Annotated in this window: 20 protein-coding genes and 1 riboswitch; of the genes, 12 read left to right on the top strand and 8 right to left on the bottom strand. The window is 60.7% G+C overall.

The genetic code is table 11. The features are described 5' to 3' along the window. Nucleotides 1–28 precede the first annotated feature (28 nt). From ilvN (ACJ8IP_RS15950) to leuO, 4 genes are all read right to left on the bottom strand, one after another. On the bottom strand, nt 29–520 hold the full coding sequence (ilvN, locus tag ACJ8IP_RS15950) for an acetolactate synthase small subunit (protein WP_004932806.1): 492 nt from the start codon (nt 518–520) through the stop codon (nt 29–31). A 2-nt stretch (nt 521–522) separates the two neighbouring features. After that, the gene (gene ilvI / locus ACJ8IP_RS15945) at nt 523–2241 is read right to left on the bottom strand and encodes an acetolactate synthase 3 large subunit (protein WP_046898121.1); all 1719 of its coding nucleotides are present in this window, start codon (nt 2239–2241) and stop codon (nt 523–525) included. A gap of 322 nt (nt 2242–2563) precedes the next feature. After that, complete coding sequence (locus tag ACJ8IP_RS15940; RefSeq protein WP_164106938.1) at nt 2564–4366, bottom strand: AMP-dependent synthetase/ligase; 1803 nt, start codon at nt 4364–4366, stop codon at nt 2564–2566. Between the two features lie 465 nt (nt 4367–4831). After that, nucleotides 4832–5779 (bottom strand): transcriptional regulator LeuO, encoded by a 948-nt coding sequence (leuO, locus tag ACJ8IP_RS15935; RefSeq protein WP_033641849.1) that lies wholly within the window; start codon nt 5777–5779, stop codon nt 4832–4834. 872 nt (nt 5780–6651) lie between these two features. Between leuO and leuA the strand changes: the two genes are divergently transcribed. From leuA to leuD, 4 genes are read left to right on the top strand one after another with little or no spacing between them, the layout of a single operon-like run. Beyond that, the gene (leuA, locus tag ACJ8IP_RS15930; protein ID WP_033641848.1) at nt 6652–8226 is read left to right on the top strand and encodes a 2-isopropylmalate synthase; all 1575 of its coding nucleotides are present in this window, start codon (nt 6652–6654) and stop codon (nt 8224–8226) included. Between the two features lie 2 nt (nt 8227–8228). Continuing rightward, the gene (leuB, locus tag ACJ8IP_RS15925; protein WP_164106939.1) at nt 8229–9320 is read left to right on the top strand and encodes a 3-isopropylmalate dehydrogenase; all 1092 of its coding nucleotides are present in this window, start codon (nt 8229–8231) and stop codon (nt 9318–9320) included. 1 nt (nt 9321) lies between these two features. Then, nucleotides 9322–10722, top strand: coding sequence for a 3-isopropylmalate dehydratase large subunit (gene leuC / locus ACJ8IP_RS15920; protein WP_072626728.1), 1401 nt, complete (start codon nt 9322–9324; stop codon nt 10720–10722). Between the two features lie 9 nt (nt 10723–10731). Further along, nucleotides 10732–11334, top strand: coding sequence for a 3-isopropylmalate dehydratase small subunit (leuD, locus tag ACJ8IP_RS15915; protein WP_025159634.1), 603 nt, complete (start codon nt 10732–10734; stop codon nt 11332–11334). 37 nt (nt 11335–11371) lie between these two features. Here the strand turns inward: leuD and ACJ8IP_RS15910 are convergent, their stop codons facing one another. The 3 genes from ACJ8IP_RS15910 to sgrT form a co-directional block, all read right to left on the bottom strand. Next, a complete protein-coding gene (locus ACJ8IP_RS15910) occupies nt 11372–12844 on the bottom strand; it encodes a DASS family sodium-coupled anion symporter (protein ID WP_164106941.1) in 1473 nt (490 codons plus the stop codon). Nucleotides 12845–12988: 144 nt separating this feature from the next. Further along, entirely contained in the window at nt 12989–14185 is a 1197-nt protein-coding gene (locus ACJ8IP_RS15905; RefSeq protein WP_033641845.1) for a sugar efflux transporter, read from the bottom strand. A gap of 156 nt (nt 14186–14341) precedes the next feature. Continuing rightward, a complete protein-coding gene (gene sgrT / locus ACJ8IP_RS15900; protein ID WP_071883530.1) occupies nt 14342–14515 on the bottom strand; it encodes a glucose uptake inhibitor SgrT in 174 nt (57 codons plus the stop codon). A gap of 90 nt (nt 14516–14605) precedes the next feature. On the opposite strand from sgrT, the gene sgrR reads away from it, so the two are divergent. The 7 genes from sgrR to ilvN (ACJ8IP_RS15865) all read left to right on the top strand — a co-directional run bounded on the left by sgrR (nt 14606) and on the right by ilvN (ACJ8IP_RS15865) (nt 22046). After that, entirely contained in the window at nt 14606–16267 is a 1662-nt protein-coding gene (sgrR, locus tag ACJ8IP_RS15895; RefSeq protein WP_047025197.1) for an HTH-type transcriptional regulator SgrR, read from the top strand. A gap of 37 nt (nt 16268–16304) precedes the next feature. Then, nucleotides 16305–16423, top strand: a riboswitch (TPP riboswitch). A gap of 57 nt (nt 16424–16480) precedes the next feature. After that, entirely contained in the window at nt 16481–17467 is a 987-nt protein-coding gene (gene thiB / locus ACJ8IP_RS15890) for a thiamine ABC transporter substrate binding subunit (protein ID WP_042783680.1), read from the top strand. Beyond that, nucleotides 17443–19050, top strand: a complete 1608-nt coding sequence (thiP, locus tag ACJ8IP_RS15885) for a thiamine/thiamine pyrophosphate ABC transporter permease ThiP (RefSeq protein WP_442524450.1) — start codon at nt 17443–17445, stop codon at nt 19048–19050. Before thiB ends, thiP begins: the two co-directional genes overlap by 25 nt. Next, complete coding sequence (gene thiQ / locus ACJ8IP_RS15880; protein ID WP_089194280.1) at nt 19037–19741, top strand: thiamine ABC transporter ATP-binding protein ThiQ; 705 nt, start codon at nt 19037–19039, stop codon at nt 19739–19741. The genes thiP and thiQ overlap by 14 nt, the downstream gene beginning before the upstream one ends. Before the next feature lie 88 nt (nt 19742–19829). Continuing rightward, complete coding sequence (gene ivbL / locus ACJ8IP_RS15875) at nt 19830–19943, top strand: ilvB operon leader peptide IvbL (protein ID WP_154747116.1); 114 nt, start codon at nt 19830–19832, stop codon at nt 19941–19943. A 111-nt stretch (nt 19944–20054) separates the two neighbouring features. Further along, complete coding sequence (gene ilvB, locus ACJ8IP_RS15870) at nt 20055–21749, top strand: acetolactate synthase large subunit (protein WP_033641840.1); 1695 nt, start codon at nt 20055–20057, stop codon at nt 21747–21749. A gap of 3 nt (nt 21750–21752) precedes the next feature. Continuing rightward, a complete protein-coding gene (ilvN, locus tag ACJ8IP_RS15865; protein ID WP_033641839.1) occupies nt 21753–22046 on the top strand; it encodes an acetolactate synthase small subunit in 294 nt (97 codons plus the stop codon). Between the two features lie 27 nt (nt 22047–22073). Here the strand turns inward: ilvN (ACJ8IP_RS15865) and ACJ8IP_RS15860 are convergent, their stop codons facing one another. Further along, nucleotides 22074–22844 carry a DedA family protein gene (locus tag ACJ8IP_RS15860; protein ID WP_099785577.1) on the bottom strand — a complete coding sequence of 257 codons (771 nt, stop codon included), beginning with the start codon at nt 22842–22844 and terminating at the stop codon, nt 22074–22076. 215 nt (nt 22845–23059) lie between these two features. Between ACJ8IP_RS15860 and ACJ8IP_RS15855 the strand changes: the two genes are divergently transcribed. Then, nucleotides 23060–25426 carry a DNA polymerase II gene (locus ACJ8IP_RS15855; protein WP_164106943.1) on the top strand — a complete coding sequence of 789 codons (2367 nt, stop codon included), beginning with the start codon at nt 23060–23062 and terminating at the stop codon, nt 25424–25426. The last annotated feature ends 216 nt before the right edge of the window (nt 25427–25642 follow it).

Raw genomic sequence — 25642 nt, 5'->3', positions numbered from 1 at the left:
CCCCCAATTATTCGCCGCCAGACCGCGCTCAGCGCATGATTTTGTCGCCGCGCGACACGCCGACCACGCCGGAACGCGCCACTTCCACAATCTCCGCCACTTCACGCACCGCGCTCAGGAAGGCGTCCAGTTTGTCGCTGGTGCCGGCCAGCTGCACTGTATACAGCGTCGCCGTCACATCGACGATCTGGCCGCGGAAAATATCGGCGCAGCGTTTCACCTCTTCACGGCCGTAGCCGCTGGCCTGCAGCTTCACCAGCATGATCTCGCGTTCAACGTGAGCGCCCTGCACCAGCTCGCTGACGCGCAACACGTCCACCAGCTTGTGCAACTGCTTCTCAATCTGCTCCAGCACTTTCTCGTCGCCGACGGTCTGGATAGTCATGCGCGACAGCGTCGGATCGTCGGTCGGCGCCACCGTCAGGCTCTCGATATTGTAACCGCGCTGGGAGAACAACCCCACCACGCGCGACAGGGCGCCGGATTCGTTTTCCAGCAAGACAGATAAAATACGGCGCATGATCAGGTCCTCTCCGTTTTGCTAAGCCACATTTCGTCCATGCTTCCGCCGCGGATCTGCATCGGGTAGACATGTTCGGTTTCATCGACGGTCACGTCGACGAACACCAGCCGCTCTTTTTCCGCCAGCGCCTGCGCCAGCTTGCTTTCCAGCTCATCCGGCGTGCGGATGGCGATGCCGACATGGCCGTAAGCCTCGGCCAGCTTGACGAAGTCCGGCAGTGAATCCATGTAAGACTGCGAATGACGGCCGGAATAAATCATGTCCTGCCACTGCTTGACCATGCCCAAATAGCGGTTGTTGAGGTTCACCACCACCACCGGCAGGTTATATTGCAGCGCGGTGGACAGCTCCTGAATATTCATCTGAATGCTGCCGTCGCCGGTCACGCACACCACGGTTTCCTCCGGCAGCGCCAGCTTGACGCCCAATGCCGCCGGCAGGCCGAAGCCCATGGTGCCGAGGCCGCCGGAGTTGATCCAACGGCGCGGTTTGTCGAACGGATAATAGAGCGCGGCGAACATTTGGTGCTGGCCGACGTCCGAGGTCACATAGGCATCGCCTTTGGTCAGGCGATGCAGGGTTTCAATCACCGCCTGCGGCTTGATGGTGCCGCTGTTTTTGTCGTAGCCCAGGCAGTCGCGGGCGCGCCACTGCTCGATAGACTGCCACCAATCGCGCAGCGCATCGTGATCCTGCGCTTTCTCGTCCTGCGCCAGCAGCTCCAGCATCTGCACCAGCACCTGCCTGGCATCGCCGACGATCGGGATATCGGCGTCCACCGTTTTGGAGATCGAGGTCGGATCGATATCGATGTGCAGCACGGTGGCATCCGGACAGTATTTGGCCAGATTGTTGGTCGTACGATCGTCGAAACGCACGCCGACGGCGAAGATCACGTCGGCATGGTGCATGGTTTTATTGGCTTCATAGGTGCCGTGCATGCCGAGCATGCCAACGCTCTGGCGGTGGGTACCGGGGAAGGCCCCCAACCCCATCAGGCTGCTGGTCACCGGCAGGTTCAACTGCTCCGCCAACGCCAACAGTTCGGCTTCGCAGCCAGCGTTGATCGCGCCGCCGCCGACGTACATCACCGGCTTTTTGGCCGCCAGAATGGTTTGCAGCGCGCGTTTGATTTGCCCGCGGTGGCCCTGCACCGTCGGGTTGTAAGAACGCATGCTCACGTCCTGCGGATAGGCATAAGGCATCCGCACCGCCGGGCCGACGATGTCTTTCGGCAGATCGATCACCACCGGGCCGGGGCGGCCGCTGGAGGCCAGGTAAAAGGCCTTCTTCAACACTGCCGGGATGTCTTCGGTGCGTTTTACCAGGAAGCTGTGTTTCACCACCGGCCGAGAAATTCCCACCATATCGCACTCCTGGAAGGCGTCGTAGCCGATCAGCGAGCTGGGCACCTGCCCCGACAGGACGACCATCGGGATCGAGTCCATATAAGCAGTAGCGATACCGGTAATGGCGTTGGTGGCGCCGGGGCCGGAGGTCACCAGCACCACGCCCACTTCGCCGGTGGCGCGCGCGTAACCGTCGGCCATGTGCACCGCACCTTGCTCGTGGCGCACCAGAATATGATCGATCCCTCCGACCGTATGCAGGGCGTCGTAGATATCGAGCACCGCCCCGCCGGGGTAGCCGAATACATGTTTAACGCCCTGATCGATCAACGATCGGACGACCATCTCGGCTCCTGACAACATCTCCATGGGTTTGCCTCCAGGCTTGCTTATTCTTCTCTGGCGCCGGAACGTAGCGCCTGCTGCGGGGCAATGCCCCTAAATTTTTATGGGTTGTCGCTATCGAATTAACATAACGTCAGAATATGGGGCAGGCAAACGGCAAAATGGCTTAACGACGGCGGGGTTATTGCCAAGCGGCTGGAGATCGCGACTTTATAAAAACAATGCGCTAGCCCCAGGGGCGTCAGGCTAGGCATTGTTTCGAACAGAGGGGAAATTACAGAACTAAATCAGGCGAAGAATATGCCGTTTTTTTCGCCGAACGCGCGGTCCGGCGGCGGCCTCAGCCCTATTCCTGATACATGGAGTCGATTTCACGCTGATAGCGCTGCAGGATCACTTTGCGGCGCAGCTTCAGCGTTGGCGTCAGCTCCCCCAACTCCATGGAAAAGGCCGCCGGCAGCAGCGTGAACTTCTTCACCTGCTCGAAGCGCGCCAGCTCCTTTTGCATCTCGCGCAGACGCTTTTCGAACATCTCGAGGATTTCACCGTTGCGCAGCAGCTCCAGGCGATCCTGATACTTCAGGTTGACTGACTTCGCGTACTCTTCCAGCGACTCAAAGCACGGCACGATCAGCGCGGAAACGAACTTGCGCGCATCGGCGATGATCGCCACCTGCTCGATAAAGCGGTCCTGCGCCAGCGTGCCTTCCAGCATCTGCGGCGCGATGTATTTGCCGCCGGAGGTTTTCATCAAATCCTTAAGGCGCTCGGTGATGAACAGATTGCCCTCTTCATCGATCGCCCCGGCATCGCCGGTTTTCAGCCAGCCGTCTGTGGTAAAGGTCGCGGCGGTTTCCAACGGTTTGTTGAAATAGCCGCGCATCACGATCGGCCCGCGCACCTGGATTTCATTTTCTTCACCGATGCGCACCTCGACCTCCGGCAGCGGTTTGCCGATAGAGCCGAAGCGGAAATGCCCTTCTTCCCAGCAGGACACGGTCGCACAGGTTTCGGTCATGCCATAGCCGTACTTGATATTGACGCCCATCGCCTGGAAAAACAGGATCACATTGTCATCCAGCTTAGCGCCCGCCGCCGGCAGGAAGCGCACCCGGCCGCCGAGGATGCCGCGCAGCTTGCTCAATACCAGCTTGTCGGCCCAGCGATGAGAGAGTTCGAACAGTTTACCCAACGGTTTGCCGGCCCGCTCCTGAAGGAACTTGCGCTCCCCGCAGACGATCGCCCAGTGGAACAGCGCGCGGCGCAGCCAAGGCGCGCGCGCCACTTTTTCATGCACCGCGCTGAAAATCTTCTCGTAGAAACGCGGTACCGCGCACATCAGCGTCGGGCGAACCTGCCCCATCGCTTCCCGCACCCAGTCGGTGTTCGGCAGGAAGACGTTCTGCGCGCCGGAATGCATGACAAAGAAGCTCCAGGCACGCTCGAACACATGCGACAGCGGCAGGAAACTGAGCGACACATCCTCTTCGCCGACCGTCAGTCTCTCATCATGCAGGTAGAGCTGCGCCGCCAGGTTGCGGTAATCCAGCATCACCCCTTTGGGCTCGCCGGTGGTGCCCGAGGTATAGATCAGGGTGAAGAGGTCCTGCAGGTCGCACTCTTCAATGCGCTGCCGACGTTGAGCGATAAAAGCCGTCGGATCGGCGGCATGCTCGAAGGCGCTCAGGTGTCGCGCTATCTCGCAGCCGCGCAGGTCGGCATCTTGGTCAAACACGATAATATGGCGCAGCTGTGGGCAAACGCCGCGCAGCGCGATGGCCGCGTCCAACTGCGCCTGTTCGCCGACGAACAGTATGCGAATGTCGGCGTCGTTGATGACGAAGGCCGCCTGCGCCGGCGTATTGGTGGAATAGAGCGGCACGCTGACGCCGCGCAGGTGGAGAATCGCGAGATCGGCCAGCGACCAGGCCATGCCGTTATTGGCGAAAATGCCGATGCGCTCTTGCACTTCGGCCCCCAGGGCCAACAGCCCGGCGGCAATGCGATCGATGCGAACGGCGGCCTCTTCCCAGGTCAGTTGAAACTCGCCGTTGGGCGACCATTGGCGAAAAGCTGTGCGATCGGCTCGGTGGGTGATTTGATGCTGTATACGATGGATCAAATGGTATTGCAGCAGATTAGTGATCATAGTGCTCTAAGCCTGAAATGAATCATACAGTTAAGCCTGAACGACGCCTTACGGCCCTCATCTCAGCTTACACGTGTTTACTTTTTTCCGCGCAGTCTACCTACTCTCAGGCAGGGGGAAAAGCGATTTCAGCGTAGAAGTGTGAGCCAAAACTCAGGCCGGCTTTCGCGCTTTCATGGGTTGGACAGAACGGGAAGGAAAAGGTTTGCTGGCGGCAATAAAACGCGGCCCATCCGGGCCGCCGCATCGAGTTAGTTAAAAATACCAGTCGTAAAGTAAAAATCAGAATATTAATTTATATTAATTATTTTTGGTAAACGAACCAACTCACCCTGAAAATAAGTTATTTAATCGCCGCAAAACCAAGAAACATCTTAATAAAAACCCAGATAGTTCTTAGTTTTTATCATGAGAAAAAAACGCTCAGTTGAATATTATCTTTATATATCCCCATTTTTTATCGCTTTACTTTGGGTTACCCGCCTCAATCAGGACGGACTTCATCCACTGGTGCCCTTTATCCCGTTCGGAGGATTCATGCCAGGAAAGATAGCAGGTCGCTTTATTGTGATTGGCGCACAAAGGAACCGCCTTTATTTTCAACGCCTCCGTCTGTTGCCGCACCAACCAGGCGGGCGCAATCGCCACCATTTCCGTTTGCGACACCATATTCAACACGCTGTATAGATCCGTGCACTGTTGTGTCACGGCGCGCAGCATCGGCTCCTCTAAATAGAAAGGTTTACTGAACGATCCAAAACTTTCCAGGGAAACCGCCGCATGCTGTTCGGCCAACATGTGTTCCGGCGTCACCTCCTCCCCTATTCGCGGGTGCGCCTGCGCAACCGCCAGCACTAATTCGTCGTCGAACATCGCCAGGCTGCGAAACTCCGCCGACTCGAAACGGCTGTAGCCGATGACAAATTCGACGTCCTGATAACGCAATTGATGTTCAATATTATTGTTAATGTATGACTTTATTTGCAGGTTAAGCTGCGGCGCTATCTGTTTGACGTGATTGATTATCCCGGCGCCCAGACGCAAATCGAGCGGGCTGCACAGGGACAGGGAGAACGCTCGCGTGCTGGTCAGCGGCTCAAACTCAGATCCCGGCAACTCATTTTGCACCAGCTGCAGCGCTTGCCGCACCGGCCCGAACAGCTGCCTGGCCCGCATGGTGGGCTGGATCCCGCGCCCGCAGCGCACGAACAGCTCGTCGTTGAACATCACCTTCAGACGCGCTACCGCGTTGCTCACCGCCGGCTGCGACATCCCTAACGAATTAGCAGCTCGCGTAATATTTTGCATTTGCATCACGGCGTCAAACACCGTCAGCAAATTAAGATCGACGCTGCGCAAATGGATGTCCGCCGGCTCTTTGACCATGGCGATTTCTGAATCATATTCAGCCATATTTCACTCCACTAAATCCTGTGTAGATAATCTAATCCTTATGCTCGACAAACAATGAAACGCCGCATTGTCTTATCTTTGCACGACAAATCCTGCCATTACCGTCATCAGCCGATAAAAAACCTCGTGTTATCGACACGATTTAAGTCGTATATGGAATGCATATCAGTCACTTCTACCGTCAGCAGGAAGAATGCCACCTGGGTGGTACTAATAATTAGGTATTAACAATGATTAATACAATTAAACAACGTAACCCCACTGTATGAGACAAACTATAAAAACACATCATAAGCAATCAAACCATCTAAAAACATCAATCGCTTTGTGTAAAATCGCATTATTTTGTTATATTATGACTAAAACAATCAATTAATCATATGAATTCAATTTAAATCATTCGCATTAAAAATGTTATTTTGTTTCCTCCCGTGATTAATCCTCCTTATTTTTTCATCACAAATCTTAACCCAACAAAATCCAGAAGCAATTAGCGCAGTATATATTCGATTCGTTTATGCTAAGCAGCGCGCAAACTGCTCCCATTTTTTCTCTATAGCGCTGCATTTTTACCGAATGATCCTCTGTTTGGATGCATAGCCGGTGCATTGTCCCCGCATTCAATCAGGTGTTGACATCGCCAGGCCAATCACGTATCAAATTAGGCAGACACCCAATTTAAGAGAAGCTGAACCATTATGATCCGTACTCACCGTCTACTAGGCCTACTACTCAACGCATCTTGTTTGCGCGGTATGCCTGTGGACGAAGTTCGGAGCTGACTCAGCCGATCACCCATAAGAAACCCGCGCTACTGCGCGGGTTTTTTTTTGCCCGCTTAGCGTGAAATCAACACGATAAGGAATGCACCGATGAGCCAACAAGTCATTATTTTCGATACCACGCTGCGTGATGGCGAACAGGCATTGCAGGCCAGCCTGAGCGTAAAAGAGAAGATTCAGATTGCGCTGGCGCTGGAAAGAATGGGCGTTGACGTGATGGAAGTCGGCTTCCCGGTCTCTTCGCCGGGCGATTTCGAATCGGTGCAAACCATCGCTCGCCAGATCAAGAACAGTCGCGTCTGCGGCCTGGCCCGCTGCGTGGACAAAGACATCGACGTGGCCGCCGAAGCGTTGCGCGTCGCTGAAGCGTTCCGTATCCACGTGTTCCTGGCCACCTCCACCCTGCACATCGAATCGAAGCTGAAGCGCTCGTTCGACGAAGTGTTGGAGATGGCAGTACGCTCGGTCAAACGCGCCCGCAACTATACCGACGACGTGGAATTCTCCTGCGAAGACGCCGGCCGCACGCCGATCGACAATCTGTGCCGCGTGGTCGAAGCCGCCATCAACGCCGGCGCCACCACCATCAATATTCCGGACACCGTCGGCTACACCACGCCAAACCAGTTCGGCGGCATCATCACCACCTTGTATGACCGCGTGCCGAACATCGACAAAGCCATCATCTCCGTACACTGCCACGACGATTTGGGCATGGCAGTCGGCAACTCCATTGCCGCGGTCCAGGCCGGCGCCCGTCAGGTGGAAGGCACCCTGAACGGCATCGGTGAGCGCGCCGGCAACTGTTCGCTGGAAGAGGTGATCATGGCGATTAAGGTGCGCCAGGACATCATGAACGTGCACACCAACATCAATCATCAGGAAATCTTCCGCACCAGCCAGATCGTCAGCCAGCTGTGCAACATGCCGATCCCGGCCAACAAGGCGATCGTCGGCGCCAACGCCTTCGCCCACTCCTCCGGCATTCACCAGGACGGCGTGCTGAAGAACCGCGAAAACTACGAAATCATGACCCCGCAGTCGATCGGCCTGAAAGACGTGCAGTTGAACCTGACTTCCCGCTCCGGCCGCGCGGCGGTGAAACACCGCATGGAAGAGATGGGCTACCAGGAGCAGGACTACAACCTGGATACCCTGTACGCCGCCTTCCTGAAGCTGGCCGACAAAAAAGGCCAGGTGTTCGACTATGACCTGGAGGCGCTGGCCTTCATCAACAAACAACAGGAAGAACCGGAACACTTCAGCCTGGGTTACTTCAGCGTGCAGTCCGGCAGCAGCATCATGGCCACCGCCTCGGTGAAACTGATCTGCGGCGGCGAAGAGAAAGCCGAAGCCGCCACCGGCAACGGCCCGGTCGATGCGGTCTATCAGGCGATCAATCGCATCACCGATTACCCGATCGAACTGGTGAAGTACCAGTTGACCGCCAAAGGCCATGGGCGCGATGCGCTGGGCCAGGTGGATATCGTCGTCTCTTATAACGGCCGTCGTTTCCATGGCGTGGGTCTGGCGACCGACATCGTCGAATCCTCCGCCAAGGCGATGGTGCACGTGTTGAACAATATTTGGCGCTCACAGCAGGTAGAAAAAGAAAAACAGCGTCTGCAGCAAAACAAACATCAAAATAATCAGGAAACGGTGTGAACATGACGAAGACTTATCACATTGCCGTCTTGCCCGGAGACGGTATCGGCCCGGAAGTAATGGCTCAGGCGCGCAAAGTGTTGGACGCGGTGCGTCAACGCTTTGACATTCGCATCACCACCGCCGAGTACGACGTCGGCGGCATCGCCATCGATCGCCACGGCAGCCCGTTGCCGGCGGCGACCGTCGCCGGCTGCGAGCAGGCCGACGCCATCCTGTTCGGTTCGGTGGGCGGCCCGAAATGGGAACACCTGCCGCCGGCCGAGCAGCCGGAACGCGGCGCGCTGTTGCCACTGCGCAAGCACTTCAAACTGTTCAGCAACCTGCGCCCGGCCCGCCTGTATCAAGGGTTGGAGGCGTTCTGCCCGCTGCGCGCCGATATCGCCGCCCGCGGCTTCGACATTCTGTGCGTGCGCGAACTGACCGGCGGCATCTATTTCGGCCAGCCGAAGGGCCGCGAAGGCCAGGGCATGCAGGAGCGCGCCTTCGACACCGAGGTGTATCACCGTTTCGAGATTGAACGCATCGCGCGCATCGCCTTCGAATCCGCCAGCAAGCGCCGCCACAAGGTGACGTCGATCGACAAGGCCAACGTGCTGCAAAGCTCCATCTTGTGGCGTGAAGTGGTCAATCAGGTCGCCAAGGATTACCCGGAGGTGTCGCTGTCGCACATGTATATCGACAACGCCACCATGCAGCTGATCAAGGATCCGTCCCAGTTCGACGTGCTGCTGTGTTCCAACCTGTTCGGCGACATCCTGTCCGACGAGTGCGCGATGATTACCGGCTCGATGGGCATGCTGCCGTCCGCCAGCCTGAACGAGCAAGGCTTCGGCCTGTACGAACCTGCGGGCGGTTCCGCGCCGGATATCGCCGGCAAAGGCATCGCCAACCCGATTGCGCAGATCCTGTCCGCCACCCTGCTGCTGCGTTACAGCCTGGGCGCCGATGAAGCGGCCGACGCCGTGGAGCGCGCCATCAACCAGGCGTTGGAACAGGGCTACCGCACCGCCGATCTGGCCGGTGACGGCAAAGCCGTCAGCACCGATGAAATGGGCGACATCATCGCTCGCTTTGTAGCTCAGGGGGCATAACATGGCCAAGACCTTATACCAGAAATTGTATGACGCCCACGTGGTGCACGAAGCGCCGAACGAGACGCCGTTGCTGTATATCGACCGTCACCTGGTGCACGAAGTCACGTCGCCGCAGGCGTTCGACGGCCTGCGCGCCATGGGCCGGAAGGTGCGCCAGCCCGGCAAAACCTTCGCCACCATGGATCACAACGTGTCGACCCAGACCAAAGACATCAACGCCAGCGGCGAGATGGCTCGCATCCAGATGCAGGAGCTGATCAAGAACTGCGCGGAATTCGGCGTTTCGCTGTATGACCTGAACCACCCGTTCCAGGGCATCGTGCACGTGATCGGGCCGGAGCAAGGCATGACGCTGCCGGGCATGACCATCGTCTGCGGCGATTCACACACCGCGACCCACGGCGCCTTCGGCTCGCTGGCGTTCGGCATCGGCACCTCCGAAGTGGAGCACGTGCTGGCGACCCAGACCCTGAAGCAGGGCCGAGCCAAAACCATGAAGATTGAGGTCACCGGCGATGCCGCCGAGGGCATTACCGCCAAAGACATCGTGCTGGCGGTGATCGGCAAAACCGGCAGCGCCGGCGGCACCGGCCACGTGGTGGAGTTCTGCGGCAAGGCGATCGAGGCATTGAGCATGGAAGGCCGCATGACCCTGTGCAACATGGCGATCGAAATGGGCGCCAAAGCAGGGTTGGTCGCGCCGGACGACACTACCTTCGCCTACCTGAAGGGGCGTCAGTTCGCGCCGACCGGTGAAAACTGGGAGCAGGCGGTCGCTTACTGGCGCACGCTGAAGTCCGACGCTGACGCCCAGTTCGATACCGTGGTGACGCTGCACGCCGAAGAGATCGCGCCGCAGGTCACCTGGGGCACCAACCCTGGCCAGGTGATCGCCGTCAATCAGGCGATCCCGGCGCCGGAATCGTTTAACGATCCGGTTGAGCGCGCCTCCGCCGAGAAAGCGCTGGCCTACATGGATTTGAAGCCGGGCATCAAATTGACCGAAGTGCCGATCGACAAAGTGTTCATCGGTTCCTGCACCAACTCGCGCATCGAAGATCTGCGCGCGGCGGCGGCGATCGCCAAGGGGCGCAAGGTCGCCAACGGCGTGCAGGCCATCGTGGTGCCGGGCTCCGGCCCGGTGAAGGCCCAGGCGGAAGCCGAAGGGTTGGACAAAATCTTTATTGAAGCCGGTTTCGAATGGCGCTTGCCGGGTTGCTCGATGTGCCTGGCGATGAACAACGACCGTCTGAATCCGGGCGAGCGCTGCGCGTCCACCAGCAACCGTAACTTCGAAGGGCGCCAGGGCCGCGGTGGGCGCACCCACCTGGTCAGCCCGGCAATGGCCGCCGCGGCCGCCGTCGCCGGTCACTTCGCTGACATCCGTGATATTCACTAAGGGGCTAACGTGGCTAAATTTACTCAACATACCGGCTTAGTGGTGCCTTTGGATGCGGCCAACGTCGACACCGACGCCATTATTCCCAAACAGTTCTTACAGAAGGTGACCCGTACCGGTTTCGGCCAGCACCTGTTCAACGACTGGCGCTTCCTCGACGATGCCGGCCAGCAACCCAACCCGGAGTTCGTGCTGAACAAACCGCGCTATAAAGGCGCCAGCATCCTGTTGGCGCGGGAGAACTTCGGTTGCGGCTCCTCGCGCGAACACGCCCCTTGGGCGCTGACCGACTACGGTTTCAAAGTGGTGATCGCGCCGAGCTTCGCCGATATCTTCTACGGCAACTCGTTTAACAACCAGCTGTTGCCGGTCACGCTGAGCGAGCAGCAGGTGGATGAGCTGTTCAAACTGGTTGACGCCAATGAGGGTACGGAGTTCGTGGTGGATCTGGAGAACCAGACGGTCAACGCCGGTGGCAAAAGCTATCCGTTCGAAATAGACAGCTTCCGCCGCCACTGCATGATCAACGGGCTGGACAGCATCGGCCTGACGCTGCAGCATGAAGCGGACATCTCCCGCTACGAAGCGCAGCAGCCGGCGTTTCTGAATTAATCCCCTTCACCCGCCGCCCGGCGGGTGAATTTTTTCCTCACCAGTACCCCAGCAGCTTCCACCATGCGCCGCCGATCACTATCCAGATCAGCAAGTTAACCACGCTCATCACCCATCCCGCTTTCCACCACTCCCCCAACGTCACATAGCCGGAGCCAAAGATGATCGGCGCGGTGCCGGTCCCGTAATGCGTCAACGACATCATCAGCGAAGAAGAGAACGCCAGGATCAGGCCCAGCAGCGCCGGCGGCGCGCCGAGCGCGATGCCGGCAGCGAAGAAGGCGGCGAACATCGCCGTTACATGCGCGGTGGTGCTGGCGAAGAAATAGTGAGAATACAGATAAATGATGGTCAGCAAGATCGTGCCGCCCACCCAACTCATGCCCATATGGTCGATGCCGTTGCCGACGGTCTGCGACAGCCAGCCGATCAGCCCCAGCTTGCCGAGGAAACTGGCCATCATCACCAGCGCCGAGAACCACACGACGGTATCCCAGGCCCCTTTATGCTTCAGCACATCCTCCCAGCTCAACACCCCGGTAGCCAGCAGCACCGCCAGGCCGATCAGCGCCGCGGTGGTAGGATTGACCGCCAGCGCCGGGCCGAAAATCATCGCCGGAATGCCGGCCCACAGCACCAACAGCAGCGCGAACACCCCGAGAGTAATTTTCTCCGGCAGCGTCACCGGCCCCAGCGACTGCAGCTTTTCGCAGGCGAAACGCGGCGCGTCCGGGGTGCTTTTCACCTCCGGCGGGTACAGCAGATAAATGACCAGCGGCATCACGATCAGCGAACACAGCCCCGGCACCAGGGCAGCGATCGCCCACATCGACCAAGACAGTTCGAAGCTGCCGTGGGTGCCTTTGGCGATCAGGCTGACAATCAGCGGGTTAGGCGCCGTGGCGGTGATAAACATCGCCGAGGTGACCGGGTTAATGTTGTAGTTCACCAGCGACAGATAGCGGCCGATCTTGCCGGAGGTATTGAGCTCGGGTTTGGAACCAAAGCTGTCGGCGATCGATTTCATGATCGGGTGAATGATGCCGCCGCCGCGCGCAGTGTTGCTCGGCGTCACCGGCGCCAGGGTGGTTTCCGCCAACGTCAATGCGTAGGCGATGCCGAGCGTTTTTTTACCGAACAGCGAGATAAAGTAGTAGCCGATGCGCGCGCCCAGCCCGGTTTTGCTCAGGCTGAGGGAGATCATGATAGAAAAGCCGATCAGCCAGATCAGCTGGTTGGAAAAACCGCTGAGCGCGTCGTCCAGCGCGGCGCCCGGCTTGCCGGGATTGGTGACGCCGGTCACCGCCACCAGGGCGATGGCAATCACCGAGACTGCGCCGATCGGCATCGCCTTGCCGATGATGGCGATGATAGTGCCGATAAACAGCGCCAGCAGCTGCCAGGCGTTGGGCGCAACGCCCTCCGGCACGGGAATGAGGAACCAGATGATCAGCGTGGCGGCAAGGGCGCACAGGGAAGGAAGCGGTTTGAGCGGTGTGAGTTTATCCATAACGTTCCCACTGTTCTAAACAACAAGGCGGCATCTCAATAGCGAGACGGGCGTGGACGCAACGATCGCGCTCCATATGCCTTCAGCTTGGGCGTCCGCTTCAGCCTTCTCAATGACTTGCATCAAGAATGCCGTCGTTTGACCTCACACTTCACGCACTTTGGCGCTCATCCAGAGCGCCGCCAGCGCCAGCAGCGCCGCCATCCAATACACCGAGCCATGACCGAGGTTCTCCACCAGCGCGCCCTGCAGCACCCCGGCCAGGATCACCCCGGTCGAGATGCTGTTGGTGAACAGCGTGGTGGCGGCTCCCGGTCGGCCCGGCATCAAATCTTGAAAATAGAGCATGCCGATACCGGCGACGATGCCGATAAACACCGCGTTGAGCAGTTGCAACGCGATCAGGGTCGGCTTGGTCGCCAGCACCGTCAGCCCGAGGTAAAACAGCACGCCCGCCGCCACCGCCAGCAGCATCATGTTGCGCTTGCCGAAACGTTTGACGTAGTAACCGGCCAGCAGCATCGCCGGGATCTCCAGCCCGGCGGCGGTGCCCATCAGCACCCCGGCCAGCCCCTCAGGCAGGCCGAGATCGGCGGTAATATACAGCGGCATGTCGATGATATACATGGTGTTGCAGGTCCACATCAGCATCGAGGCGATAAACAGCAGACGCACGTCGCGATTGCGCCAGGCGCTGGCGGGCGCAATCGGCGCGGATGCGCCGTCCCGCAGCCCGTCGCCGTCCGCCGCGCGCGGCACCGAAGGCAGCATGAACCCGACCAGCAGCACGCAGATGGCGAAGGTGGCGGCGGCGATCAGGAACATCACGGTAAAGCCGTAATTCAGCGCCAGCGCAAACGACAGCGGCGGGCCTATCACCCACGCCAGCGAAAGCTGGGCGCGCATCACCGAACTGAACATCACCACTTCACGCGCCTCGCTGTCGGCGTATTCCCGCGCCAGCGCGAAGATCTGCGGCATGGCGGTGTTGGCAACGGCGGACATCAACACCCCGGCGGTGATCAGCGTCAGGTAGTCGCGGTTGAAAGCGAACAGCAGGCAGTTGCCGACCGCCATCAGGCAGCACAGCAGGATCAGCCTGCGCCGATCGCCGCGGGTGTCGGAACGTTTGGCCAGCAGGAAGCTGACGACGATGCCGGCCACCGCGTTGGCGGTGTAAAACAACCCGACCCACAGCGGCCGCACCTTAACTTCGGTGGTCAGAAACAGGCTGAGCGTCGGCGTCAGCAACGCGCCGGCGATGCCGGAGAGAAAAGCGATCAGCAGGAAGGCGGCAAAGATGGGGTTGATGCGCAGTGATAACCGTCTCAGGCGTTCCATATTCTCTTCCCTGATCCCAAAGCAGAAGCAAAAACCTTAGGTCACGGCGAGGAAAATGCAAGTCCATCGCCCTAACCGCAAATAAAAAAACCAGTGGGGCGACCCACTGGCTGGTGAAACAGCACCATTACTCAGAAACTTTTATGCCGCAGCGCCTTACAGGTGCTCGCGATACTGCTTGTCGCTCATCTCTTTGATATCCCATTGCGTCAGGTGCGCCAATATTGCCAGCCGCGCCTGCTCGGGCACCACGCTCAGCCAGTCGGCGTGCTGCCGACGCACCGCGCTGAAATAGCGCTGATAGAACGATTTGGATAAGAAAGCTTTCATGATTGCGCCCTCCCCTTTCATCGATGAAAATTATCGGCGTAATATAGGGAAAGAAAAATTGACGAGTTGAGACAGGAGTGTTCCTCTTTTATGTCCACGTCCAGATTGCAGCAGCAGTTCATCCGTCTGTGGCAACGCTGCCACGGTGAAACCACCGACACCACGCTGCAGGCACTGGCGGAGGCGCTGAGCTGCTCGCGGCGCCACGTGCGCTCCCTGTTGAGCGCCATGCAGCGGGAGGGCTGGCTCACCTGGCAGGCGGAGTCGGGACGCGGCAAGCGTTCGCGGCTAACCTTTCATTACACCGGCCTGGCGCTGCAGCAACAGCGGGCCGAGGAGCTGCTGGAGCAGGATCGCATCGATCAGTTGGTGCAGCTGGTGGGCGACAAAAACGTGGTGCGCCAAATGCTGCTGTCGCAGCTGGGGCGCAGCTTCCGTCAGGGGAAACATATCCTGCGGGTGCTCTACTATCGGCAGTTGTACAACCTGCTGCCCGGCTCGGCGCTGCGGCGTTCCGAGACCCATTTGGCGCGTCAGATCTTCAACGGCCTGACGCGCATAAATGAGGAAAACGGGGAACTCGAATCCGATCTGTCCCACCATTGGCAGGCGCTGACGCCGCTGCACTGGCGGTTTTACCTGCGCCCGGCGATCCATTTTCATCATGGCCGCGAGCTGGAGATGGCGGACGTCATCAGCTCGCTTTCGCGTCTGACCTCACAACCGCTGTTCTCGCATATCGAAAGCGTCACCTCGCCGACGCCGTTCGTTGTCGACGTGCATCTGCACAGCCCCGACCACTGGCTGCCCTGGCTGCTGGGCAGCGTGCACGCCATGATCCTGCCGCGCGAGTGGCGCGATCTGCCGGACTTCACCCGCCATCCGATCGGCACCGGCCCCTACCGCGTGGTGCGCAACCTTCCCAGCCAGATGAAGATCCACGCCTTCGACGACTATTTCGGCTACCGGGCGCTGATCGATGAGGTCAACATCTGGGTGCTGCCGGAGTTCTCCGAAGAACTGGTGCACTCCGGCGTACAGCTGCAGGGCGATGAAACCGGCAACAGCGAGCTGGAAAGCCGGCTGGAAGAAGGCTGCTACTTCCTGCTGTTCGATCAGCGCTCTCCCTTGGCGGCCGATCCCGCCATGCGCAGCTGGCTGTGCGAATTGATCAACCCCATTTCGCTGCTGAGCCACGCCGGGCCGCTCTACCAGCGCTATTGGTCGCCGGCGTACGGCCTGCTGCCGCGCTGGCACCACAACCGCGCGCTGGCGCAGCAGCCCAAACCGGCGGGGCTGACCGAACTGACGCTGACTCACTTCAATGAGCATTCGGAGTTCCACGCCATCCGCCAGGCGATCGAGCCGCTGCTGGCGCAGCACGGCATCCGCCTGATCGTGCAAAGCGTGGATTACGCGACCTGGCACCAGGGCGACGCGCGCAGCGATCTGTGGCTCGGCAGCGCCAACTTCTATCTGCCGCTGGAGTTTTCGCTGTTCGCCACGCTGTACGAGCTGCCGCTGATGCAGCATTGCATGAGCGAGGACCTGGCGCAGGATGCGGCGCTGTGGCGCGCCAACCGTCTGCCGCTGGCAGAGTTCTGCCAGCGCCTGGTCAGCAATCACCAACTGCATCCGCTGTTCCACCACTGGCTGCAGCTGCACGGCCAGCGCAGCATGCGCGGCGTGCGAATGAACACCCTCGGCTGGTTCGACTTCAAGTCAGCCTGGTTTGCCCCGCCGGAGGCATAAGCGCCTTTCGCCCAAGTCGGTTAATCTTTACAATAGCGCCGTCTCAACGGGGTGCGGAGAGTCGGGCCGCGTGATAAGCCCGATTTTCCGCTGAGAGCACACCCGTCGAACCTGATCCGGTCAATACCGGCGGAGGGATTTGAGCCCAGCGAACCGGCGACGCCGCCTCGCCCCCTCAGATGCCCTTGCCCCCTTATTTTTCAGGAGTGCAACGTGGTCAAAAAATATCTGCCCTGCTTATTGCTGCTGTGCGCCGCACCGGTGTTCGCCAAGCCGACGCTGACGGTTTACACCTACGATTCCTTCGCCGCCGACTGGGGCCCAGGCCCGGCGGTGAAAAAAGCCTTCGAAGCCGAGTGCGACTGTGAGCTGAAGTTCGTGGCGCTGGAAGACGGCGTCTCACTGCTGAACCGCCTGCGCATGGAAGGCAAGAACAGCGCCGCCGACGTGGTGCTGGGGCTGGACAACAACCTGCTGCAGGCGGCGCAGCAAACCGGCCTGTTCGCGCCGAGCGGCGTGGACACCGCCAAACTGACGGTGCCGGGCGGCTGGCAGGACGCGACCTTCGTGCCTTACGACTACGGGTATTTCGCCTTCGTCTACGACAAGGAAAAACTGAAGAACCCGCCGAAAAGCCTGCAGGAGCTGGTCAGCAGCGATCGTGACTGGAAGGTGATCTACGAAGATCCGCGCACCAGCACGCCGGGCCTCGGCCTGCTGCTGTGGATGCAAAAAGTGTATGGCGACAAGGCGCCGGCCGCCTGGCAGCAGTTGGCGAAAAAGACCGTGACCGTCACCAAAGGCTGGAGCGAAGCCTACGGCCTGTTCCTGAAAGGCGAAGGCGATCTGGTGCTCAGCTACACCACCTCCCCCGCCTATCATCTGATCGCCGAGAAAAAAGACCGCTACGCCGCCGCCACGTTCAGCGAAGGCCACTACCTGCAGGTGGAAGTGGCCGGCAAACTGAAGGCCGCCAAACAGCCTGAGCTGGCGGAGCGTTTCATGCAGTTCATGGTGACGCCGGCATTCCAGAACACCATCCCGACCGGCAACTGGATGTACCCGGTGATCAACACCCCGCTGCCCGTCGGCTTTGAACAGATGAACGTGCCGCATACCGCGCTGCAATACAGCGCCGAAGAGGTGGCCACACAACGCGGCGGCTGGATCCGGGCATGGCAAACCGCCGTCAGCCGCTGATCCCCCGCTGGCTCTGGCCGGGGCTGCTGGCCGCCGGCATGATCCTGCTGCTCGCCGTGCTGGCGATGGGCTCGCTGTGGCGTCACGCGCCGGACAGCGACTGGCGCGGCCTGTGGCAGGACAGCTACCTGTGGCACGTGGTGCGCTTCACTTTCCTGCAGGCGCTGCTGTCGGCGCTGATTTCGGTGCTGCCCGCCATTCTGCTGGCGCGCGCGCTCTATCGCCGCCGTTTCCCCGGCCGGCAGCTGCTGCTGCGGCTGTGCGCCATGACGCTGGTGCTGCCGGTGCTGGTGGCGGTGTTCGGCCTGCTCAGCGTCTATGGGCGCCAGGGCTGGCTGGCGACGCTGTGCGGCTGGCTGGGCGTCGAGTATGATTTCTCGCCCTACGGGCTGCAGGGCATTCTGCTGGCGCACCTGTTCTTTAACCTGCCGCTGGCCACCCGCCTGTTGTTGCAGGCGCTGGAGAACATTCCGGTGGAACAGCGCCAGCTGGCCGCCCAGCTGGGCATGAACGGCTGGCAGCAGTTCCGCTTCGTCGAATGGCCGGCGCTGCGCCGCCAAATCCTGCCGAGCGGCGCGCTGATCTTCATGCTGTGCTTCGCCAGCTTCGCCACCGTGCTGTCACTGGGCGGCGGGCCGCAGGCCACCACCATCGAGCTGGCGATCTACCAGGCGCTGAGTTACGACTACGATCTGGGCCGCGCCGCCCTGCTGGCGCTGATCCAACTGGGCTGTTGTCTGGGGCTGGTGCTGATCAGCCAACGCCTGAGCCAGGCATTGCCGGTAGGACATACCCACGCCCAGCGCTGGCGCAACCCGGAAGACAGCCTGTGGCGGCGCATCAGCGATTTTCTGCTGATCGCCGCCGCGCTGTTGCTGCTGCTGCCGCCTCTGCTGGCGGTGATCGCCGACGGCGCCAATCAGGCTATCGTCAGCGTGCTGCGCCAGCCGGTGCTGTGGCAGGCGCTGTTCACGTCGCTGCGCATCGCCCTTGGCGCCGGAGCGCTGTGCGTGGCGCTCACGATGATGCTGCTGTGGAGCAGCCGCGAGCTGAAACTGCGGCAGCAGCTGCGCGGCGGCCAAGCGCTGGAGCTGAGCGGCATGGTGATCCTGGCGATGCCGGGCATCGTGCTGGCCACCGGGTTCTTCCTGCTGCTGAACGATACGATCGGGTTGCCGCAGTCGCCCTATGCGCTGGTGATCCTCACCAATGCGCTGATGGCGGTGCCCTATGCGCTGAAGGTATTGGAGAACCCGATGCGCGACCTCGCCGAACGTTACAACCCGCTGTGCCTGTCGCTGGATATCCGCGGCTGGCGACGGCTGCGGCTGATTGAACTGCGCGCCCTGCGCCGCCCGCTGGCGCAGGCGCTGGCCTTCGCCAGCGTGCTGTCGATCGGCGATTTCGGCGTGGTCGCCTTGTTTGGCAACGAGCATTTCCGTACCCTGCCTTTTTACCTGTATCAGCAGATTGGCGCCTACCGCAGCCAGGACGGAGCGGTGACCGCGCTGCTGTTGCTGCTGCTGTGCTTCCTGCTGTTTACCCTGATTGAACGCTTACCGGGCCGCCATGCTGACGCTTGAAAAACTGACCTATCTGTATGAACACCTGCCGATGCGCTTTGATCTGCGCATCCAGCCGGGCGAGCGCGTCGCGGTGCTCGGCCCCAGCGGCGCCGGTAAAAGCACCCTGCTGAGCCTGATCGCCGGTTTTCTGCCGGCGGCCAGCGGCCGGCTGCTGCTGAACGGCGAAGACCACACCGCCACGCCGCCGGCCAAACGGCCGGTGTCGATGCTGTTTCAGGAAAACAACCTGTTCGCTCACCTGACGGTGGCGCAGAACATCGGGTTGGGGTTGGATCCCGGTCTGCGCTTGACTGCGCAGCAGCGTCAACAGCGAGAACACATCGCCCGTCAGGTCGGCCTGGAAGAACACCTGGATCGCCTGCCGTCGCAGCTTTCCGGCGGCCAGCGTCAGCGCGCCGCGCTGGCGCGCTGTTTGATTCGCCGGCGGCCGATCCTGCTGCTCGACGAACCCTTCTCGGCGCTCGATCCGGCGCTGCGCAACGAGATGCTGCAGCTGCTGCAGACGGTGTGCGAACAGCGCGACCTGACGCTGCTGATGGTGTCGCACAACCTCGACGACGCCGCGCGCATCGCGCCGCGCACGCTGCTGGTGGTCGACGGCCGCATCTACTACGACGGCCCGACGCAGGCCCTGCTGGACGGCAGCGCCCCCGAAGCGCACGTGCTGGGCATTTCGGGTAAAGCGTGATCTGACGCGCGTTTTTTATGCTGCGCCAATAAACCTGTTGTGCGAATTTTGCGCCTGTGTTTTTATAAAAACCTGACTTTTTTTACTGATGATAAGGTTCCCTGTGATCGCATCCTCGCTGACTTCGACCCTACTAGTTACCGCGCTACCAGCCGCGGTGGTCGTCGTGCGTGTGGTGGTGGTCGTCGGCAATGCGCCGTAGGGTCCGAATCAACGCATCGATTCCCAAACCCCGCCGGCGCAAACCGGGCGGGGTTTCTTGTTTTAGCACCCTGCCCAGAAAAGCTCACCGGCCTTGAGAAAGGACAGGAACATGGCAACTTCGGGCACGCCTCAACCGGGCACCAGTTTCACCGGCGCACAATTGATCGTTCATCTGCTGGAGCGTCAGGGCATCACCACCGTCGCCGGCATCCCTGGCGGCGCCGCGCTGCCGCTGTATGACGCGCTGAGCCAAAGCACCCGCATTCACCACGTGCTGGCGCGCCACGAACAGGGCGCGGGCTTTATGGCGCAAGGCATGGCGCGCGCCAACGGCAAAGCGGCGGTGTGCATCGCCTCCAGCGGGCCGGGCGCCACCAACCTGGTCACCGCCATCGCCGACGCCAAGCTCGACTCCATTCCGCTGGTGTGCATCACCGGGCAGGTGCCTTCCTCGATGATCGGCACCGACGCCTTCCAGGAAGTGGACACCTACGGCATTTCCATCCCGATCACCAAGCACAACCATCTGGTGCGCGATATCCGCGAGCTGCCGCAGGTGATTGGCGACGCGTTCCGCATCGCCGAGTCCGGCCGTCCCGGCCCGGTCTGGATCGATGTGCCGAAAGACGTACAGACCGCCACCATCACCCTGGAAGAGCTGCCGCCGATCGCCGTGCCGGACGCCGCCCCGAGCTTCGATCCGGCGCTGGTTTCGCAGGCCGCCGCGATGATCAATCAGGCGAAACGCCCCATCCTCTACCTGGGCGGCGGCATCATCTGCGCCGACGCTCACCGGCAGGCGCTGGAGCTGGCCGAGCGCGCCGGTCTGCCCACCACCATGACGCTGATGGCGCTGGGCGCGATGCCGGTGGAACACCCGCTGTCGCTGGGCATGCTGGGCATGCACGCCGCGCGCAGCACCAACTTCATTCTGCAGGAGGCCGATCTGCTGATCGTGCTGGGCGCGCGCTTCGACGATCGGGCAATCGGCAAAACCGAGCAGTTCTGCCCTAACGCCGCCATCATTCACGTGGATATCGACCGCGCCGAGCTGGGCAAGGTCAAACAGGCCAACGTGGCGATCCATGCCGACGTCGGCCAGGTGCTGCAACAGCTGCTGCCGCAGATCGACACGCAGCCGCGCAGCGCGTGGCTGAACACCGTCAACGATCTGAAGCGCGAATTCCCGTTCAACATGCCGAACGCCGACGATCCGCTGAGCCATTACGGCCTGGTGCTGGCCGCCGCGCGCTGCGTGGACGACAGCGCCATCATCACCACCGACGTGGGTCAGCATCAGATGTGGGTAGCGCAGGCCTATCCGCTGAGCCGGCCGCGCCAGTGGCTGACGTCGGGCGGCCTGGGCACCATGGGCTTCGGTCTGCCGGCGGCGATCGGCGCGGCGTTGGCGGAGCCCGAACGTAAAGTGCTGTGCTTCTCCGGCGATGGCAGCCTGATGATGAACATTCAGGAAATGGCCACCGCGGTCGAGCACGATCTGGACGTGAAAATCATTTTGATGAACAACCAGGCGCTGGGGCTGGTGCACCAGCAGCAAACCCTGTTCTACCAACAGCGCATCTTCGCCGCCGCCTATCCGAAGCGTACCGACTTCCTGAAGATCGCCGCCGGATTCGGGCTGGATACCTGCGATCTGAACGCCGCGGAAGATCCGCAGGCCGCGCTGGCTGAGGCGATCCAGCGCCCGGGCCCCTGCCTGATCCACGCGCTGATCGATATCAATGAAAAAGTGTTCCCGATGGTGCCGCCGGGCGCCGCCAACATCGACATGATTGGAGAATAAGCCATGCTGCAACCACAAGATAAACCACAGGTGATCCTGGAGCTGGCGGTGCGCAACCATCCCGGCGTGATGTCGCACGTTTGCGGGCTGTTCGCCCGCCGCGCGTTCAACGTCGAAGGCATTCTGTGTCTGCCGTTGAAAGACGGCCAACAGAGCCGCATTTGGCTATTGGTCGCCGACGATCAGCGGCTGGAACAAATGATAAGCCAGGTGGAAAAGCTGGAAGACGTGCTGCGGGTGAAGCGCCACAGCGAAGACGTGCGGGTATTTGAACAGCTGGAAGCGTTCTTCCAGTAAGGCGAACGGGGGCTAATGCCCCCGCAATCATTGCCCGGACAGCACCTGCCACAACAGATGCCGGTACACCGGCATCAGCGGCTGTTGGCTCAGCAAATAGCCGACCGCCAACGCCGCCAGCCAACTCAATCCGCACACCACGCGCAGCCGCAGCGGCGTCAGCCAACGGCTCAGCCGATCGGCGCTGCGCTTGCCCTCGCGCCACCAGCGCCAGCTTAGCCACACCGCCAGCCAGACCAACAGCGCCGCCGCGAGCAACAGCCACTTGAACGTCGCGCTGTTGGCGTCGGCGGGGATATCGATCGCCACCCCCGCCAGAATGCCGGGGAAGAAATAGACCGGCGGCCAGGTCAGGCAACCGATGATGTTCGGCAACGCGAACTTGTACGGCGGCAAATCGAGCATGCCGGCCACCATCGGCACCAGCGGGCGCGTCGGGCCAACGAAGCGACCGATCAAAATGGTCGCCATGCTGTGCTGGTGCAAGGCATGTTCGGTTTTGTCGAGCAGCGCTTTGTTCTTCTTCAGAAACGACCAGCGATGCAAAGGCCCCTTAAAGGCGCGGCCGACGAAATAGGAGATCCAATCGCCGAGCAGGCAGCCGACGATGCCCGCCGCCCAGGCGTAGTAAAAATCCACCTTGCCGCTGCCGATCAGCGCGCCGATGCTGGCCATCATCACCGTACCGGGCAACAGCAGCCCCACCAGCGCCAACGACTCCAGAAAAGCGACCAGCAGAACGACCATCAGAGTGAAAGCCAGTGACTGGGTGATCAAATCTTGTAAATAGGCTTCCATTACACCTCTGTGGATTATTCGGGCCAAACGGGGCCGAGGATTTTCCAGCGCCGCCGCTGGCGAGTCAATCGATGAATTGTATGCGTATTTGGCAACGCCGCACGGCGATGGACAATCACTGTATAAAAACCCATACTATAATTTATCTATATTAGCGCCAAAACCGACATCACGCTGAACGTCGCACACGTCGCCCGGCGGAAAACGAAGGGGTTATGACAGCACTGCAACAGGGGTTCCTGCTCACTCGCCACTGGCGCGACACGCCCGCCGGCACCGAGGTCGAATTTTGGCTGGCGACCGACGCAGGCCCGCGTCAGCTGCGTCTGCCGCCGCAAACCTCGGTGGCGTTTATCCCCGCCGAACAAAGGCAGCGCGCGGAACTGCTGCTGCGAGAAGAGCGGCAAGTCGAACTGAAACCGCTGGCGCTGACGGATTTTCATCACCGCCCGATGCTGGGGCTGTACTGCCGCCAGCACCGTCAGCTCATCAAGCTGGAAAAACTGCTGCGGGAAGGCGGCGTTGCGGTCTACGAGGCCGACATTCGCCCGCCCGAGCGCTACCTGATGGAACGCTTCATCACCGCGCCGGTATGGTTCAACGGCCAGGGCGACGGCAATGGGCCGTTGCTCAGCGGCCAAATGAAGCCGGCGCCGGAGTACCGCCCAACGCTAAAACTGGTGTCGCTGGATATCGAAACCACCGCCCACGGCGAGCTTTACTCCATCGCGCTGGAAGGCTGCGGCCAGCGGCAGGTCTACATGCTGGGGCCGGCCAACGGCGGCGATGAGCCGCTGGATTTCGATCTGGAATACTGCGCCAGCCGCCCTCAGTTGCTGGAACGGCTGAACGCGTGGCTGGAGCGTCACGATCCCGACGCCATCATCGGCTGGAACCTGGTGCAGTTCGATCTGCGGGTGCTGCAAAAGCACGCCGAGCGCTACCAAATCCCGCTGCGGCTGGGGCGCGGCGGCAACCTGCTGGAGTGGCGCGAGCATGGCTTCAAACAGAATCACTTTTTCGCCGCCGCCGCCGGCCGCCTGATCATCGACGGCATCGAGGCGCTGAAATCCGCCACCTGGAATTTTCCCTCCTTCAGCCTGGAATACGTTTCGCAGGAACTGCTGGGCGAAGGCAAGGCGATCGACAACCCTTATCAGCGCATGGCGGAGATCGACCGGCGCTTCGCCGAAGACAAGCCGGCACTGGCCCGCTACAACCTGAAAGACTGCGAGCTGGTGACGCGGATTTTCGCCAAGGCCGACCTGCTCAACTTCCTGCTGGAGCGCGCCACCGTCACCGGGCTGGCGGCCGATCGCAGCGGCGGATCGGTGGCGGCCTTCAGTCACCTCTATATGCCGCGCATGCATCGCCTGGGCTTTGTCGCCCCCAACCTCGGCGAACAGCCGGAGGAACACAGCCCCGGCGGCTTTGTGATGGATTCCCGGCCCGGCCTGTACGACTCGGTGCTGGTGCTGGACTATAAAAGTCTGTACCCGTCGATCATCCGCACCTTCTTGATCGATCCGGTCGGGTTGGTGGAAGGCATGCGCCACCCAAACGACGCCGACTCGGTGCCCGGCTTTCGCAACGCCCGCTTCTCGCGCAGCAAACACTGCCTGCCGGCGATCGTCGAGCAGATCTGGCAAGGGCGCGAGGCCGCCAAACGCCAGCACAACAAGCCGCTGTCACAGGCGCTGAAGATCATCATGAACGCGCTTTACGGCGTGCTGGGATCGAGCGGCTGCCGCTTCTTCGATCCGCGGCTGGCGTCGTCAATCACCCTGCGCGGCCACGAGATCATGCGCCAAACCCGCGAGCTGATCGAAGCCGAAGGCTATCAGGTGATTTACGGTGACACCGACTCCACCTTCGTCTGGCTGAAACAGCCGCATGACGAGCAACAGGCGGCGCAGATCGGCCGGGCGCTGGTGCAACGGGTCAACGCCTGGTGGCAGCAGCATCTGCAGCAGCAGTTCGGGCTGGAGAACGCGCTGGAGCTGGAGTTCGAAACCCACTATTCCCGCTTCCTGATGCCGACCATTCGCGGCGCCGAGCAGGGCAGCAAGAAACGCTACGCCGGCCTGATCGCGCGCGCCGACGGCCAGGAAGAGATGGTGTACAAAGGCCTGGAAACGGTGCGCACCGACTGGACGCCGCTGGCGCAGCAGTTCCAGCAGCAGCTCTATCAGCGCATCTTCAAACAACAGCCCTACCAGGACTATGTGCGTGACTACGTCGGCAAAACCCTGAACGGCGACTTCGACGATCAATTGGTGTACCGCAAACGGCTGCGCAGAAAGCTCGACGACTATCAGCGCAACGTGCCGCCGCACGCCCGCGCCGCGCGCATCGCCGACGACTACAACCGCAGTCAGGGGCGGCCGCTGCAGTATCAGAACGGCGGCTGGATCAGCTACGTGATGACCGTCGCCGGGCCGGAACCGCTGGAAACCCGCCATTCGCCCATCGATTATCAGCACTACCTCGAACGTCAGCTGCAACCGGTGGCAGACGCTATACTCCCTTTCTTGCACGACGACTTCACCACGCTGGTCACCGGGCAGATGGGGCTGTTTTGAGATTGCGCCAGGTTAAGAAAAATCATCCGGTTTTGCAGGTGACGAACGCGCCGCCTTCCATTACCATAGCGCCCTTCCCAAAACTGAACCACGCTTAGCCCTGCCGTCTCGCGACGTCTGCATGGCGTGAACGGCTATTGCCCGTCAAATTTAAAACAAACCGGGATTAACCGATGTTCAGTACAGGTGCCGCGGCCCTTCCCGCCCGGTAACAAG

The sequence above is a fragment of the Serratia sp. CY52157 genome (assembly GCF_052168495.1).
Taxonomy (GTDB): domain Bacteria; phylum Pseudomonadota; class Gammaproteobacteria; order Enterobacterales; family Enterobacteriaceae; genus Serratia; species Serratia ureilytica.
Note: the sequence above shows the minus strand (reverse complement) of the source record. Positions and strands in the feature narration are given on the sequence as shown.